The 16,031-nt window shown below is 57.9% G+C and carries 17 protein-coding genes; 11 read left to right on the top strand and 6 right to left on the bottom strand.

Annotated elements, in window-relative coordinates; translation table 11 throughout:
- The coding region (locus HCU66_RS04790) for a response regulator (RefSeq protein WP_241015365.1) at positions 1–493 on the bottom strand (493 nt) is incomplete at its 3' end.
- A gap of 563 nt (positions 494–1,056) precedes the next feature.
- On the opposite strand from HCU66_RS04790, the gene HCU66_RS04785 reads away from it, so the two are divergent.
- Entirely contained in the window at positions 1,057–1,644 is a 588-nt protein-coding gene (locus tag HCU66_RS04785; RefSeq protein ID WP_205887392.1) for a hypothetical protein, read from the top strand.
- 168 nt (positions 1,645–1,812) lie between these two features.
- Here the strand turns inward: HCU66_RS04785 and HCU66_RS04780 are convergent, their stop codons facing one another.
- Both HCU66_RS04780 and HCU66_RS04775 read right to left on the bottom strand, forming a co-directional pair.
- Positions 1,813–3,030: an argininosuccinate synthase gene (locus HCU66_RS04780; protein WP_020799894.1), complete on the bottom strand. Its 1,218-nt coding sequence runs from the start codon at positions 3,028–3,030 to the stop codon at positions 1,813–1,815.
- Positions 3,031–3,159: 129 nt separating this feature from the next.
- Complete coding sequence (locus tag HCU66_RS04775) at positions 3,160–4,068, bottom strand: OmpA family protein (protein WP_205887391.1); 909 nt, start codon at positions 4,066–4,068, stop codon at positions 3,160–3,162.
- Between the two features lie 157 nt (positions 4,069–4,225).
- Here HCU66_RS04775 and pyrC point away from each other — a divergent pair, with 157 nt between their 5' ends.
- Entirely contained in the window at positions 4,226–5,272 is a 1,047-nt protein-coding gene (gene pyrC / locus HCU66_RS04770) for a dihydroorotase (protein WP_205887390.1), read from the top strand.
- The gene (gene rnt, locus HCU66_RS04765; protein ID WP_205887389.1) at positions 5,269–5,946 is read left to right on the top strand and encodes a ribonuclease T; all 678 of its coding nucleotides are present in this window, start codon (positions 5,269–5,271) and stop codon (positions 5,944–5,946) included. Before pyrC ends, rnt begins: the two co-directional genes overlap by 4 nt.
- A gap of 76 nt (positions 5,947–6,022) precedes the next feature.
- On the opposite strand, the gene HCU66_RS04760 is transcribed toward rnt, so the two are convergent.
- Positions 6,023–6,625 carry a peroxiredoxin gene (locus HCU66_RS04760; protein WP_007938920.1) on the bottom strand — a complete coding sequence of 201 codons (603 nt, stop codon included), beginning with the start codon at positions 6,623–6,625 and terminating at the stop codon, positions 6,023–6,025.
- A gap of 314 nt (positions 6,626–6,939) precedes the next feature.
- Here HCU66_RS04760 and HCU66_RS04755 point away from each other — a divergent pair, with 314 nt between their 5' ends.
- Together HCU66_RS04755 and bfr are read left to right on the top strand one after the other, a co-directional pair.
- Complete coding sequence (locus tag HCU66_RS04755) at positions 6,940–7,158, top strand: bacterioferritin-associated ferredoxin (protein WP_205887388.1); 219 nt, start codon at positions 6,940–6,942, stop codon at positions 7,156–7,158.
- Positions 7,159–7,358: 200 nt separating this feature from the next.
- Positions 7,359–7,832 carry a bacterioferritin gene (gene bfr / locus HCU66_RS04750; protein ID WP_019581554.1) on the top strand — a complete coding sequence of 158 codons (474 nt, stop codon included), beginning with the start codon at positions 7,359–7,361 and terminating at the stop codon, positions 7,830–7,832.
- Between the two features lie 68 nt (positions 7,833–7,900).
- On the opposite strand, the gene HCU66_RS04745 is transcribed toward bfr, so the two are convergent.
- On the bottom strand, positions 7,901–9,802 hold the full coding sequence (locus HCU66_RS04745; protein WP_205887387.1) for a potassium transporter Kup: 1,902 nt from the start codon (positions 9,800–9,802) through the stop codon (positions 7,901–7,903).
- A 291-nt stretch (positions 9,803–10,093) separates the two neighbouring features.
- On the opposite strand from HCU66_RS04745, the gene rimO reads away from it, so the two are divergent.
- From rimO to tsaA, 6 genes are all read left to right on the top strand, one after another.
- The gene (rimO, locus tag HCU66_RS04740; RefSeq protein ID WP_205887386.1) at positions 10,094–11,431 is read left to right on the top strand and encodes a 30S ribosomal protein S12 methylthiotransferase RimO; all 1,338 of its coding nucleotides are present in this window, start codon (positions 10,094–10,096) and stop codon (positions 11,429–11,431) included.
- Between the two features lie 97 nt (positions 11,432–11,528).
- The gene (locus HCU66_RS04735; protein WP_205887385.1) at positions 11,529–12,002 is read left to right on the top strand and encodes a GNAT family N-acetyltransferase; all 474 of its coding nucleotides are present in this window, start codon (positions 11,529–11,531) and stop codon (positions 12,000–12,002) included.
- Positions 12,003–12,187: 185 nt separating this feature from the next.
- Positions 12,188–12,898, top strand: a complete 711-nt coding sequence (locus tag HCU66_RS04730) for an rRNA pseudouridine synthase (RefSeq protein ID WP_205887384.1) — start codon at positions 12,188–12,190, stop codon at positions 12,896–12,898.
- A gap of 75 nt (positions 12,899–12,973) precedes the next feature.
- Positions 12,974–13,444, top strand: a complete 471-nt coding sequence (locus tag HCU66_RS04725; protein WP_205887383.1) for a YehS family protein — start codon at positions 12,974–12,976, stop codon at positions 13,442–13,444.
- Between the two features lie 193 nt (positions 13,445–13,637).
- Positions 13,638–14,408, top strand: a complete 771-nt coding sequence (locus tag HCU66_RS04720; RefSeq protein WP_205887382.1) for an SDR family oxidoreductase — start codon at positions 13,638–13,640, stop codon at positions 14,406–14,408.
- Positions 14,409–14,465: 57 nt separating this feature from the next.
- Entirely contained in the window at positions 14,466–15,164 is a 699-nt protein-coding gene (gene tsaA / locus HCU66_RS04715) for a tRNA (N6-threonylcarbamoyladenosine(37)-N6)-methyltransferase TrmO (RefSeq protein ID WP_205887504.1), read from the top strand.
- A 78-nt stretch (positions 15,165–15,242) separates the two neighbouring features.
- Here the strand turns inward: tsaA and fpr are convergent, their stop codons facing one another.
- A complete protein-coding gene (fpr, locus tag HCU66_RS04710; RefSeq protein WP_002554680.1) occupies positions 15,243–16,022 on the bottom strand; it encodes a ferredoxin-NADP reductase in 780 nt (259 codons plus the stop codon).
- Positions 16,023–16,031 lie beyond the last annotated feature (9 nt).

The following is a 16,031-nucleotide window of genomic DNA, read 5'->3' as shown; positions in this document are numbered from 1 at the left end:
TTGTCTTTCCTCGGGCCAACTGTTGCAGGACCATCATTTCCCGACCGGACAGACGGTCCACCATATCGGCTTCACTGGCGTTTCCAAGACTGGAGCGCACGGTATGCAGTGCCTGATTGGGAAAATAGCTATAACCTGACAGCACGGCTTTGATTGCACTGAGCAACTCAGTGAGATCCTGTTGTTTACAAACATACCCGGCGGCACCCGATTGCATGCAACGCATGGAAAAATGCCCTGGTGCCTGGGAGGTCAATATCAACACTTTAAGAGGCATTGCTGCCGATGTCAGACGCGCAATAACTTCCAGCCCATCCAGTTTCGGTATTCCAATATCCAGAATGACAATGTCCGGCATAAGTTCACGGGCAAGTTGTAATGCGTCCACACCATTATCTGTTTCTGCAATGACTTCGTAGCCATGACGTTCCATTAGCATACGTACCGCAAGACGAATGACGGGGTGATCATCCACGATCAGCACTTTATTCATGGGCAAGTCCAATTTTCGCTGTTCGAATTTCTAGAGCCCGCACCATAGCCTAGTCGTTTCACCCATGGCATGCCGCCCCCCCCGGCCACTCGCACCGAGAGACATAGCCTACAAACAACACGGATTATTCCTACAAAAAATCATTGCGCACGCTGGGCCAATAATTTTACTGGCCAAGCGTTGCTCAGCACTTCGACAATTTTTTTGTGTCGATTTACAACCACGGAACAGAAGAACAGGGCCGGCCACTCGTAATCCGACAGACATCAGCTATCGAGCTACCATTGAAAGTAACGGGTATTTTCCGGCCCTCTCCGACACTCGGTTTGAACATTTCAAAAAAAAACTCACACACTGCAACACTTAACCAACAAAACAAACCTGCACAACTTCAAAAAAAACAAATAGCCATATCCGACCCAAGAAAAACACGGCTACTATACTAATCTCAACTACTAAAAAATGGACTCCACACAACAACAGAGAAACTTCACATTCGTCATCACCTCCGGGACACCCCTATAAACAAACCGAGAAAAGATAATATTTCATGAGCAGAAAACATGATAAAACTCAAAAACAAAATCACCAACCCCATGACAATCATTGCGATATTTGCAGCACTGTCTGAAACATCCGCCGCTGTATCCCTACCCTTTCTTGACAATAAGGAGAGAGAGCTTTATGTCTGGTTTTTGATCAGCTTTCCCTTTTATTTGCTTTTCCTTTTTTTCATCACGCTCAACTTCAACTATCGATCGCTTTACGCGCCCACCGATTTCGAGAAGGGAAAACATTTCATAAAAGTCATGGACAACGCTGACCGGCCAGGAAATAGCACTTGCAGAGTACCGTCCGAAAGCTCGACCCAGCAGCCTGAACACCTGCTGGAACACTTAAAAGGCCTGCACATCATAGACGCACGGCGGATCAACAAAAAAATGGCGTTCAGCGCCTTGCTAGAGAGTATCCAGCACCCTCCGGATAATCCCGCACGAGTGATCGTCTTTCTCACGTGCGCCGATTCAGAGGTATTACTGAAGGAAAACGCGCTCAAGCATTGGAAACAAATAAAGAAACTCAACAGCGCAACATTCTGTATTGCTTACAATTTGAGTTCACATGGCATAACGATGATGGACAGATTTTGATCTGTCGCACAGCAGAAGGCAGCCCTTGAAGCGAGATCAGGGACAGGAAGCAGAAGGAAGAGTCAGCAGAAACAAGAAGAAAGCGAAACGCAATATGCAGCAGCCCCCTTTTCAGAATTGTGGCCTTGTCATCGACAAGGCCACAATTGCATCACCGCCTCAAAGGTCTCAGAACAGCTTCCGGCCTTTGTTCGCTGCGATACGCATGCGCAAGGCATTGAGCTTGATGAAGCCCGCCGCATCGGCCTGGTTGTAGGCGCCGCCATCTTCTTCGAAGGTCGCGATGTTGGCATCGAACAACGACTCGTCGGACTTGCGACCGGTGACAATCACGTTGCCTTTGTACAGTTTCAGGCGCACTACGCCGTTCACATGGGCCTGGGAAGCGTCGATCATCTGTTGCAGCATCAGACGCTCAGGGCTCCACCAGTAACCGGTGTAGATCAGGCTGGCGTATTTAGGCATCAGCTCGTCTTTGAGGTGAGCCACTTCGCGGTCCAGAGTGATCGATTCGATCGCACGGTGAGCGCGCAGCATGATGGTGCCGCCCGGGGTCTCATAGCAGCCACGGGACTTCATGCCGACATAACGGTTTTCGACGATGTCCAGACGGCCGATACCGTGTTCGCCACCGATACGGTTCAAGGTCGCCAGCACGGTGGCCGGGGTCATTTCGACGCCGTCCAGTGCGACGATGTCGCCGTTGCGATAGGTCAGTTCCAGGTACTGTGGTTTGTCAGGAGCCTTCTCCGGGGAGACAGTCCAGCGCCACATGTCTTCTTCGTGCTCGGTCCAGGTGTCTTCCAGCACGCCGCCTTCATAGGAGATGTGCAGCAGGTTGGCATCCATCGAGTACGGGGATTTTTTCTTGCCGTGACGCTCGATCGGAATCGCGTGCTTCTCGGCGTAATCCATCAGCTTCTCACGGGACAGCAGGTCCCACTCGCGCCATGGAGCGATCACTTTTACGCCTGGTTTCAAGGCGTAGGCGCCCAGTTCGAAACGAACCTGGTCGTTGCCCTTGCCGGTCGCGCCATGGGAAATGGCGTCGGCGCCGGTTTCGTTGGCGATTTCGATCAGGCGTTTGGCGATCAACGGACGAGCGATGGAAGTACCCAGCAGGTACTCGCCTTCGTAAACGGTGTTGGCGCGGAACATAGGGAACACGAAATCGCGCACGAACTCTTCGCGCAGATCGTCGATGTAGATTTCTTTTACGCCCATGGCCTGTGCCTTGGCGCGGGCCGGTTCGACCTCTTCGCCCTGACCCAGGTCAGCGGTGAAGGTCACTACTTCACAGTTATAAGTATCCTGCAGCCACTTGAGGATCACCGAAGTGTCCAGGCCGCCGGAATACGCCAGAACGACCTTGTTTACGTCCGCCATGCCATCACTCCACGGGGTTCTACGGAAAGCCGTCAAGTCTACCGCCCATGCAGAATAATTTACAGAGGCGCGACAGCTTATGACGACGAAGCGACAGATTATGTCGAGGGGGCGACGATTTCAGCAGGTTCAGGAGGTCGTCGCGCCGCTTGCGGCGGCAGTGGCTTGAGACGCCGGTTTTTCGGTCGGGGCAACCCGTTCCAGGCGTACGGCAACCCGGCGGTTCTTCGCCCGGTTGGCGGCATTGGTGTTCGGCGCCAGCGGATAGCGCTCACCGTGAAAACGCAAGGTGATCTGCGACTCCTGGACACCGTTGGCCTTGAAGAAATCCATCACGGCCAGCGCCCTGCGGCGTGACAGTTCCCGGTTGGTCAGGCGGTTGCCGCTGTTGTCGGAATGGCCGTCGAGTTCAATATGGTTGACCGTCGGATCGGCCTTCATGAATTCCAGCATGACCTGCAACTGGGACTTGGCCCTGGCATCAAGATCGATACCCTCCCCCGGAAAGCCGACCTCGGATTGTTTCACTTGCTCGAAATTCTGTGGCAACAACTTGGCCACGCATCCCTGATAGTCACCATAGGCCTTGCTGAACTTGACCGGCAACAGACGAACTTCAGACACCCGACCGTCGCCCGAGGAGTGTCGAACGACCGGGCTGCGGCCATCCATCAACCCGCTGATCAGGCGCCCGGCCTGAACTTGCGAGCTGTTGAACAGCACGTTGCCACTACCGATTCTTACCGTACCCAGGTTGATGTCGCCACGCCCTGGCTGCCAAGGCGCGGCAGCCGCCAACAGGGTCGCGGAACCGCCGCCGATCATCGCGTTGTAGGCCTTCAGACGAAATGTCGCCTGCTCGCCGGCGCGACGCACGAACTCACCCGAACCGAAATCAGTGATCGGTTGAGTCAGGCGGCATTCAAACTTGTCACCTTCGACCGTCCACTCGATGCTCTCCAGACGGGTCTGGAAAGTGAGCGCCATCGCGGGAAGGCTGGCAAACACACTGAGCAAGGCTAAATAACGCTGGCGCACGGGAGGCTCCACTGGCTTCTACGACAAAAAGACCGGCACACATATTCACGGCCTGCCTGTTGGGTATCGGAAGCTTGCCGCAAAACTTGATAGCGAGTGCCTGCAAGAGTCTTTTCCGGTAGCATTCCCCTGAGTTTGACCCGCCTGGAATCCCCTCATGTCCGACCGCCTGACCCTGCTGCGTCCCGACGACTGGCACATTCATCTTCGCGATGGTGCCGTGTTGACCAATACTGTCGCGGATGTCGCGCGCACCTTTGGTCGCGCCATCATCATGCCCAACCTGGTACCTCCGGTGCGCAACGCTGCTGAAGCCGATGGCTATCGCCAGCGGATTCTCGCCGCGCGTCCGGCCGGCAGCCGTTTTGAACCGCTGATGGTGCTGTACCTGACCGACCGCACCCAGCCCGAAGAAATTCGTGAGGCCAAGGCCAGCGGTTTCATTCACGCCGCCAAGCTGTACCCGGCCGGCGCGACCACCAACTCGGATTCTGGCGTCACCAGCATCGACAAGATCTTCCCTGCACTCGAGGCCATGGCCGAAGTCGGGATGCCCTTGCTGGTTCACGGTGAAGTCACCCGTGGCGATGTCGACGTTTTCGATCGGGAAAAAATCTTCATCGATGAGCACATGCGTCGCGTGGTCGAGCGTTTCCCGACGCTCAAAGTGGTGTTCGAACACATCACCACCGCCGATGCCGTGCAGTTCGTCAACGCGGCTTCGGCCAATGTCGGTGCAACCATCACCGCGCACCACCTGCTGTACAACCGCAACCACATGCTGGTGGGCGGGATTCGGCCGCACTTCTACTGCCTGCCGATCCTCAAGCGCAATACCCACCAGGAAGCCCTGCTCGACGCTGCCACCAGTGGCAGCGACAAGTTCTTCCTCGGCACCGACTCGGCGCCCCATGCCCAGCACGCCAAGGAAGCGGCTTGCGGCTGCGCCGGTTGCTACACCGCTTATGCCGCGATCGAGATGTATGCCGAAGCCTTCGAACAGCGTAATGCGCTGGACAAGCTCGAAGCTTTCGCCAGCCTCAATGGCCCGCGTTTCTACGGCCTGCCGGCGAACACTGATCGCATCACCCTGGTTCGCGACGAGTGGACCGCCCCAACCAGCCTGCCGTTTGGCGAGCTGACCGTAATCCCGCTGCGCGCCGGTGAAAAACTGCGCTGGCGCCTGCTGGAGGAACACGCGTGAGTGAAGACCATTTCGACGACGAACAGGACGGTCAAGGTGGTGGAGGTGGTCCTCGTCATCCAATGGCTGCCAGATTCCGTGGTTACCTGCCGGTTGTCGTCGACGTAGAAACCGGTGGCTTCAACTCGGCCACTGACGCTCTGCTGGAAATTGCTGCAACCACCATCGCCATGGACGAAAAAGGGTTTGTGTATCCCGATCACACCTACTTCTTCCGGGTAGAGCCTTTCGAAGGCGCCAACATCGAAGCGGCAGCCCTGGAATTCACCGGGATCAAGCTCGATCACCCGTTGCGCATGGCGGTGAGCGAAGAAGCGGCCCTGACCGACATCTTCCGCGGCGTGCGCAAGGCCCTGAAATCCAATGGCTGCAAACGGGCGATTCTGGTCGGGCACAACAGCAGCTTCGACCTGGGGTTCCTCAACGCCGCTGTCGCGCGCCTGGACATGAAACGCAACCCGTTTCACCCGTTCTCCAGCTTCGACACCGCGACCCTCGCCGGTCTGGCCTACGGTCAAACCGTACTGGCCAAGGCCTGTCAGGCAGCGGACATCGACTTCGACGGTCGCGAGGCTCATTCGGCTCGCTACGACACCGAGAAGACTGCTGAGCTGTTCTGCGGCATCGTCAATCGCTGGAAACAAATGGGCGGCTGGGAAGACTACAACGACTGATGCCTGTCGCCGGTTTATCCCGCCCATAAAAAAACCGGCCTCAGTGAGGCCGGTTTTTTATGGCCGGACGCCTGGCTTACAGCGCAGCAGCGTGCTCGGTCAGGTACGCTGCAACGCCTTCTGGCGAAGCGTTCATGCCTTTGTCGCCTTTTTTCCAGTTGGCCGGGCAAACTTCGCCGTGCTCTTCGTGGAATTGCAGAGCGTCAACCAGACGGATCAGCTCTTCCATGTTACGGCCCAGCGGCAGGTCGTTGATGATCTGCGAGCGGACAACGCCTTTGTCGTCGATCAGGAACGCACCACGGAACGCCACGCCGTCAGCGGACTGAACGTCGTAAGCCTTCATGATTTCCTGCTTGATGTCAGCAGCCATGGTGTAACGAACCTGGCCGATACCGCCATTGTTCACCGGGGTGTTACGCCATGCGTTGTGGGTGAAGTGCGAGTCGATCGAAACGGCGACCACTTCAACATTGCGTGCCTTGAAGTCAGCCATGCGGTTGTCCAGAGCAATCAGCTCGGACGGGCAAACGAAGGTGAAGTCCAGTGGGTAGAAGAACACCAGGCCGTATTTGCCTTTGATGGCCGAGGACAGGGTGAAGCTGTCTACGATTTCGCCATTGCCGAGTACGGCCGGTACGGTGAAGTCAGGGGCTTGTTTGCCTACGAGTACGCTCATTGGATATCTCCTGGTGTAATAACGTTGAAGAACAGGGTTCATGCCAGCCTGCCACCCTCAGGCGACAGCCCTGTGACACGACCCTCCTTCGCAAAAGGCCGACCATCATACACCGCGTTTTTCGCCTGTTAGCGGTTTTTTACCTGGCAGGTAAAAAGGCCGCTGCCATGTTTTCCTCATGGAAGGGGCAAACAAAACCGTTCGTCAGTCACACCCCCTTATGACGAAAAGTCTTCAGCAACCACTTTGACAATCATTCTCGTTAACATTAAGATCCATCGCAATTGAGTCACAACCAGCGACGGTTCTCACTTATGTATGTCTGCCTCTGCACTGGCGTCACCGACGGTCAAATCCGCGATGCAATCTATGAAGGTTGCTGCAGCTATAAGGAAGTCCGTCAGGCTACCGGCGTAGCCAGCCAATGCGGCAAATGCGCTTGCCTGGCCAAGGAAGTGGTCCGCGACACCCTGGGCAAACTGCAAACGGCCCAGGCCACGATTCCCTACCCTGTAGAATTTACAGCGGCATAACTACCGTATTTCAAAGAACCGGACTTGATGTCCGGTTTTTTTATGTCTGAAAATCAATCGCTTAGGGGCTAGACGCGGAACACAAACATTCTTATTCCGATTAATTTTCATTTAAGTTTCAATAACTTAGGTTTGACACTCTTAATTACGCGGCTCAAACTCTGCTTCATATACAGCTAATACAGGGCAGGACTCCCACCATGAAAGGCGACGTTACAGTCATCCAGCATCTCAACAAAATCCTAGGCAATGAACTGGTCGCGATCAATCAGTACTTCCTGCATGCGCGCATGTATGAAGATTGGGGCCTGAACAAGCTCGGCAAGCACGAGTACCACGAATCCATCGACGAGATGAAGCACGCTGACAAGCTGATCAAGCGCATCCTGTTCCTTGAAGGCCTGCCGAACGTCCAGGACCTGGGCAAGCTGCACATCGGCGAACATACCAAGGAAATGCTTGAGTGCGACTTGAAGATCGAGCGCGACGGCCATGCCGACCTGAAAGTCGCTATCGCTCATTGCGAAACTGTCGGCGACTTCGGTAGCCGTGAACTGCTCGAAGACATTCTTGAATCCGAAGAAGAACATATCGACTGGCTGGAAACCCAACTGGGCCTGATCGATAAAGTCGGTCTTGAGAACTATCTGCAATCGCAGATGGGCGAAGAATAAGCGTTACCGCAGCGCCCCCAATAAAAAGCCCCCGCTGCCGCAAGGCAACGGGGGCTTTTTTATGTGGCTTACATCTCGACCTGAGTACCCAGCTCAATCACCCGGTTCAGCGGCAGGTTGAAGAAACGAAGGTTGCCGTTGGCATTTTTCAGCATGAAGGCGAACAACGCCTCGCGCCAGCGGGCCATGCCTTCGAGCTTGGAGGCGATGACCGTCTCGCGGCTGAGGAAGTAGGTGGTGCGCATCGGACTGAAGTCCAGGCCATCGAGATGACACAGCTTCAGCGCTTGCGGCACGTCAGGCTCGTCGGTGAAGCCGAAGTGCAGGATCACCCGGAAGAACCCTTCACCGTAGGAATCGACCTCGAAACGCCGTTGCGGCGGTACCCGCGGGATGTCTTCGTAAACCACTGTCAACAATACTACTTGCTCGTGCAACACCTGGTTATGCAGCAAGTTGTGCAACAACGCGTGAGGCACGGCATCCGGGCGGGCAGTAAGGAATACGGCGGTGCCCTGCACCCGATGCGGCGGCTGCACGCGGATACTGCTGATGAAGATCGGCAGCGGCAGCCCACCCTCGTCCAGGCGATCCACCAGCAGTTGCTTGCCGCGTTTCCAGGTGGTCATCAGGACGAACAGCGCGATACCGGCAATCACCGGGAACGCCCCGCCCTGGACGATTTTTGGCACGTTGGCGGCGAAGTACAAACCGTCTACCAACAAAAAGCCCAGCAACACCGGGACCGCGAGAACCGGTGGCCATTTCCACAGCAGCAGCATCACCGCCGACACCAAAATCGTGGTCATCAGCATGGTCCCGGTCACGGCCACGCCGTAGGCCGAGGCCAGGGCGCCGGAGGACTCGAAACCCAGTACCAGCAGGATCACACCGACCATCAGCGCCCAGTTCACCGCGCCGATATAAATCTGCCCTTGCTCGGCACTGGAGGTGTGCTGAATGCGCATGCGCGGAATGTAGCCGAGCTGGATCGCCTGACGGGTCAGGGAAAACGCACCTGAGATCACCGCTTGCGAGGCAATCACCGTGGCCATCGTCGACAACCCTACCAACGGGATCAGCGCCCAGCTTGGCGCCAGCAGATAGAACGGGTTGCGGGCAGCTTCCGGATCACCGAGCAGCAATGCGCCCTGGCCGAAGTAGTTCAGTACCAGTGCGGGCAGCACCAGAATGAACCAGGCCCGCGCGATCGGCTTGCGACCGAAGTGGCCCATGTCGGCGTACAGCGCCTCGGCGCCGGTCAACGCCAGCACCACGGCGCCAAGAATCGCGATCCCCATGCCCGGGTGGACCATGAAGAAACGTACGCCCCACACCGGGTTGATCGCTTGCAACACTTCCGGGTGCTGGCTGATGCCATACACGCCCAACGCGCCGAGCACCAGAAACCAGGTGACCATGATCGGCCCGAACAGAATGCCGATCCGTGCCGTGCCGTGACTTTGAATCAGAAACAGCGCCACCAGCACCACCAGCGACAGTGGCACCACCCAATGGTCGATGCCTTCAAAGGCCAGCCCCAGCCCTTCAATCGCCGACAGCACGGAAATCGCCGGGGTGATCATGCTGTCGCCATAGAACAGCGCCGCGCCGATCAGCCCGCAGACCACCAGCAGCGTGCGTAATTTTGCATGCCCCCCCGCCGCTCGTCGCGCCAGCGCGGTCAAGGCCATGATCCCGCCTTCACCCTGGTTGTCGGCACGCAGTACGAACAGCATGTATTTGATCGACACAACCCAGATCAGCGACCAGAAGATCAACGCCAGAATGCCCAGCACGCCGTCATGGTTGACCGGCACGCCATAGCCACCGGAAAACACTTCTTTGAGGGTGTACAACGGGCTCGTGCCGATGTCGCCATAAACCACTCCGACCGCCGCGACCAGCATGCTGATCGGCTTCGCCGCCGAATGCCCGCCGGCTATCGCCTGACTACTTGCCTGCCCCATCCATCACTCCTACTACTCAGACCCGGGCTTCTTCGAAGAAGCACCTACGCTTTGCCGTGCAGCATGCACTGTTTTACTTGTTGTTACAGACGTTTTATTGACTGTAAAAAATCGGTAAGGCCTAACGGCGCGAAGCATAGCGCAGCACTCGTCGTATTTCCCTGCATAAAGCTGGTCAAGTGCGCCGCCCATCGTTAGAATTGCGCACTTTTTGACCAGAGGGCGCAACATAGCGCCCGTCTGTCGCCTTGCCGTTATTGGCTGGAGGCGTCACAAATACCGAGGTTAGACATGTCCACCACTCCTGCGCCGGCCAATCCAAAGGTTGGCTTCGTATCCCTGGGTTGCCCGAAAGCATTGGTCGACTCCGAGCGCATCCTTACCCAGCTGCGCATGGAAGGCTATGACGTCGTGTCCACCTATCAAGACGCCGATGTCGTGGTGGTCAACACCTGCGGCTTCATTGACTCGGCCAAGGCTGAGTCCCTGGAAGTGATTGGCGAAGCCATCAAGGAAAACGGCAAGGTCATCGTGACCGGCTGCATGGGTGTTGAAGAAGGCAACATCCGCGACGTACACCCAAGCGTGCTGGCCGTGACCGGTCCGCAGCAGTACGAACAAGTGGTCAACGCCGTGCATGAAGTCGTGCCGCCGAAACAGGATCACAACCCGCTGATCGACCTGGTGCCGCCGCAAGGGATCAAACTGACCCCGCGCCACTATGCCTACCTGAAGATTTCCGAAGGCTGCAACCACAGCTGCAGCTTCTGCATCATCCCGTCGATGCGCGGCAAACTGGTCAGCCGCCCGGTCGGCGATGTGCTCGACGAGGCTCAGCGTCTGGTCAAGTCCGGCGTCAAAGAGCTGTTGGTGATCTCCCAGGACACCAGCGCCTACGGCGTCGACGTGAAATACCGCACCGGGTTCTGGAACGGCGCGCCGGTGAAAACCCGCATGACCGAACTCTGCGAAGCCCTGAGCACCCTCGGCGTCTGGGTTCGCCTGCACTACGTTTACCCATACCCGCACGTCGACGAGCTGATCCCGCTGATGGCCGCCGGGAAAATCCTGCCGTACCTGGACATCCCGTTCCAGCACGCCAGCCCGAAAGTCCTCAAAGCCATGAAACGCCCGGCCTTCGAAGACAAGACCCTGGCGCGGATCAAGAACTGGCGCGAAATCTGCCCGGACCTGATCATCCGTTCGACCTTCATCGTCGGCTTCCCCGGCGAAACCGAAGAAGACTTCCAGTACCTGCTGAACTGGCTGACCGAAGCGCAGCTCGACCGCGTCGGCTGCTTCCAGTACTCGCCGGTCGAAGGCGCACCGGCCAACGATCTGGCCCTGGAGATCGTTCCGGACGACGTCAAGCAAGACCGTTGGGAGCGCTTCATGGCGCACCAGCAGGCCATCAGCTCGGCACGCCTGCAAATGCGCATCGGCCGTGAAATCGAAGTGCTGGTGGACGAAGTCGACGAGCAAGGCGCGGTCGGCCGCTGCTTCTTCGATGCCCCGGAAATCGACGGCAACGTGTTCATCGACAACGGCAGCAACCTGAAGCCGGGCGACAAGGTCTGGTGCAAAGTGACCGACGCCGACGAATACGACCTGTGGGCTGAACAGATCTAAACGCAAAAAATACGAAAAGCCCCGCTCTATTGACGAGATGCGGGGCTTTTTTACGTCTATCGTTTTGTGGGAGAAAAAACAGCAGGAGCAAGCGGCCATGCGCCAACATTCGGTCATTCACACACCGAAACAGAGCGACTACGAAGAACTCACCCGAGTGTGGGAAGCCTCGGTGCGCGCCACCCATGACTTTCTGCCCGACAGCTACATCGAACTGCTGAAGAACCTGGTGCTGACCCGCTACCTCGACGCGGTGATGCTGATCTGCACCAAAGACTCGCGCCAGCGCATTACCGGGTTCGCCGGTGTGGCGGCGGGCAAGATCGAAATGCTGTTCATCGATCCGGACCATCGCGGCAAAGGCTTGGGCAAACAATTGCTGCGCTACGCCCTGGAGCACCTGAACGCCGATGAGTTGGACGTCAACGAGCAGAACCCGCAGGCCCTGGGGTTTTACTTCAAGCAAGGCTTCGAGGTGATTGGTCGTTCCGAGCATGACGGTATGGGCCAACCCTATCCTTTGCTGCACATGCGTTTACGCCAAAGCCAGCAACGTTCACAGCAGGGCTGACACAACACGGAACAAAGGTAGGAGCTGGCTTGCCAGCGAAGGGGCCCGCGAGCCTTGCAGCGATCAACCGGCTGCCTTCGCTGGCAAGCCAGCTCCTACAAAAAAGCGGTACTCGCAAATGGACCCGCGATTAACCGGCGCCAGGCAGGTACAATGCCTCCCCCCTTTTTTGTTACGGCCCTGTCATGACTGACCCGATTCGTCTCTCCAAACGCCTCATCGAACTCGTCGGCTGCTCCCGTCGGGAGGCTGAGCTGTTCATCGAGGGCGGCTGGGTCACCGTCGACGGTGAAGTCATCGACGAGCCGCAGTTCAAGGTTGACACCCAGAAAGTCGAGCTCGATCCAGAGGCCAAGGCCACTGCGCCGGAGCCGGTGACCATCCTGATGAACGTTCCTGCGGGCATGGACGCGGAAGCGGCGATGCACACCCTCAGCGCCGAGACCCTGAGCGAAGAACACCGCTACGGCAAACGCCCGCTCAAGGGACACTTCCTGCGCCTGACCGCCAGCGCCGACCTGCAGGCCAACGCCAGCGGCCTGCTGGTGTTCACCCAGGACTGGAAGATCCTGCGCAAGCTCACCGCCGATGCCAGCAAGATCGAGCAGGAATATGTGGTCGAGGTTGAGGGCGACATGGTGGCTCACGGCCTCAACCGCCTGAACCACGGCCTGACGTACAAGGGCAAGGAACTGCCGCCGGTCAAGGCCAGCTGGCAGAACGAAAACCGCCTGCGCTTTGCCATGAAGAACCCACAACCAGGCGTGATTGCCCTGTTCTGCCAAGCCGTCGGCCTTAAGGTCGTCGCCATCCGTCGCATCCGCATCGGCGGCGTGTCCATCGGCAAAGTGCCCGTGGGGCAATGGCGCTACCTGTCCGGCAAAGAGAAGTTCTAAGGCTTTTCCCGCCGCCACACATTTCGGCGCCGCAGTCTTGTGCGGCGCCCACAGCGAAATATCAGGACTGCACACATGATTCATAACGACGTATTGCGCAGCGTGCGCTACATGCTCGACATCAGCGACAAGAAAGTCATCGAGATCATCAAGCTCGGCGGCATGGACGTCACCCTGCCCGACCTGGTGACGTACCTCGACAAGAAAGAAGAAGACGAGGAAGGCTTCGTACGCTGCCCGGACGAAGTCATGGCGCATTTCCTCGACGGTCTGGTGATCTTCAAGCGTGGCAAGGACGAAAGCCGTCCGCCGCAGCCTATCGAAGTGCCGGTGACCAACAACATCATCCTGAAGAAATTGCGCGTCGCCTTCGAACTGAAGGAAGACGACATGCACGCCATCCTCAAGGCCGCCGAATTCCCGGTGTCCAAGCCTGAGCTGAGCGCGCTGTTCCGCAAGTTCGGCCACACCAACTACCGCCCGTGCGGCGATCAATTGCTGCGCAACTTCCTCAAGGGCCTGACCCTGCGCGTGCGCCCGCAGTAAACCGCGCAGCGCGCCCTGTAGGAGCCGGCTTGCTGGCGATGGCGATCTTGAGAACGCCATCGCCAGCAAGCCGGCTCCTACAAGAGCGGTCGCAAACCAATCTGTATAGATGTTTATTCCTCGCAAAAATAGTGGCTCCGCTTCCGGCGGCTGACGGCTAGGGTGTATTGACCCTCAGCCCTCAGGACTCGCCATGCATCCCTACTTCTCTCTGCAAGGCCGCACCGCTCTGGTGACCGGCGGCACCCGCGGTATCGGCAAAATGATCGCCAAGGCTTATGTCGAGGCCGGCGCCATCGTGTACGTGTGCGCCCGGGATGCCGAAGCCTGTCAGCAAACTGCCGATGAGCTGAGTGCCTTCGGGATTTGCCACGCCGTAGCCGCCAACCTGGCTCATGAAGAAGGCGTTCAGCAACTGGCCGCGCAATTGAGCGAACAGATCGGTCAACTGGATATTCTGGTGAACAACGCCGGCACCACATGGGGTGCGCCGCTGGAAAGTTACCCGGTCAAGGGTTGGGAAAAAGTCATGCAGCTGAACGTGACCTCGGTGTTCAATTGCATCCAGCAATTTCTGCCGCTACTGCGCAAGGCCGGTTCAGCGGCGAATCCGGCGCGGATCATCAACATTGGTTCGGTGGCCGGGATTTCCTCCTTCGGCGAACAGGCGTATGCCTACGGCCCGAGCAAAGCCGCCCTGCATCAACTGTCGCGAATTCTGGCGCGGGAACTGGTAAGCCAGCACATCAACGTCAACGTGATTGCACCGGGGCGTTTCCCTAGCAAGATGACCCAGCACATTGGCAACGACGAGCAGGCACTGGCCGAGGACACGGCGCTGATTCCGATGATGCGTTGGGGGCGAGAGGAAGAAATGGCGGCGCTGGCGATCAGCCTGGCGAGTACGGCCGGGGCGTATATGACCGGGAATGTCATTCCTCTGGATGGTGGGTTTAGTCTTTAGATCGGCGGTGCGGCTCGGGTTATCATGCCGCCCTACTCCCTGCCCCGACCCCAGACCATGACCTACAGCGTTTCCCCCATCGGCTTCGTACGCTCCTGCTTCAAGGAGAAGTTCGCCATTCCGCGCCAACCGCAGTTGGCCCCCGCCGCTCGGGGCGTGCTGGAACTGGTGGCCCCGTTCGATCAGGGCGATGCGGTGCAGGGGCTGGAGCAGGTCAGCCATGTGTGGCTGCTGTTCCTGTTTCATCAAGCGCTGGAAGAAAAGCCACGCCTGAAAGTCCGCCCTCCGCGCCTGGGCGGAAACAAATCCATGGGCGTGTTCGCCACCCGCGCGACGCATCGCCCTAATGGCATCGGTCAATCGGTGGTCAAACTGGACAAGGTCGAAGCCAATCGACTGTGGATCTCCGGCATCGACTTGCTGGACGGCACGCCGGTGCTCGACATCAAACCCTACGTGCCCTACGCCGACATCATCGACACGGCGTCCAACAGCATTGCCAGCGCCCCGCCACTGCTGATTCCCGTGCAATGGACGGACTCAGCCCTGCAACAGGCTCAGGGCCACGCTCAGCGGCTTGACGAGCCCTTGGTCGAGTTGATCGAGCAATGCCTGGCACAAGACCCACGCCCGGCGTACCAGATTCCTACGCCCGAAAGGGAGTACGGCGCGCAATTCTGGGATCTGGACGTGCGCTGGCATTACCCCACGCCCGACCTGATCCGCGTCCTCGAAGTCATCCCGGCAAACGCCTGAACCCCGGAAACGCAAAAGCCCGCGCAGCCTTCACAGGCAACGCGGGCTTTTCTTTGTGCGCCTACAAGTGACCTGCGGTCACTTCTCGACGAACGCACGCTCAATCAGGTAATCACCCGGCTCGCGCATCCGCGGCGAAACGGTCAGGCCGAAGCTGTTCAACACTTCGCTGGTCTCGTCGAGCATGCTCGGGCTGCCGCACAGCATGGCGCGGTCGTCCTGCGGGTTGATTGGTGGCAGACCGATGTCGCTGAACAGCTTGCCGCTGCGCATCAGGTCGGTCAGGCGGCCTTCGTTTTCGAACGGCTCGCGAGTCACGGTCGGGTAGTAGATCAACTTGTCACGCAGGGCCTCGCCGAAGAACTCGTTCTGCGGCAGGTGCTCGGTGATGAACTCGCGGTAAGCGACTTCGTTGACGTAACGCACGCCGTGGCACAGGATCACTTTTTCGAAACGCTCGTAGGTTTCCGGGTCCTGGATGACGCTCATGAACGGCGCCAGACCGGTACCGGTGCTGAGCAGGTACAAATGTTTGCCAGGCTTCAAGTCGTCCAGCACCAGGGTGCCAGTAGGCTTCTTGCTGATGATGATCTCATCGCCTTCCTTCAGATGCTGCAACTGGGAAGTCAGCGGGCCATCAGGCACTTTGATGCTGAAGAACTCGAGATGCTCTTCCCAGTTCGGGCTGGCAATCGAGTAAGCGCGCATAAGCGGGCGGCCGTTGGGCTGTTGCAGGCCGATCATCACGAACTGACCGTTCTCGAAGCGCAGGCCCGGATCGCGGGTGCACTTGAAGCTGAACAGAGTGTCGTTCCAGTGATGAACACTGAGGACACGCTCGTGGTTCATGTTGCTCATGTACGTGGG

Origin of the sequence: Pseudomonas frederiksbergensis, from assembly GCF_017114915.1 — a bacterium.
GTDB classification, from domain to species: Bacteria; Pseudomonadota; Gammaproteobacteria; order Pseudomonadales; family Pseudomonadaceae; genus Aquipseudomonas; species Aquipseudomonas frederiksbergensis_I.
This window is presented reverse-complemented; position numbering and strand designations above follow the sequence as displayed.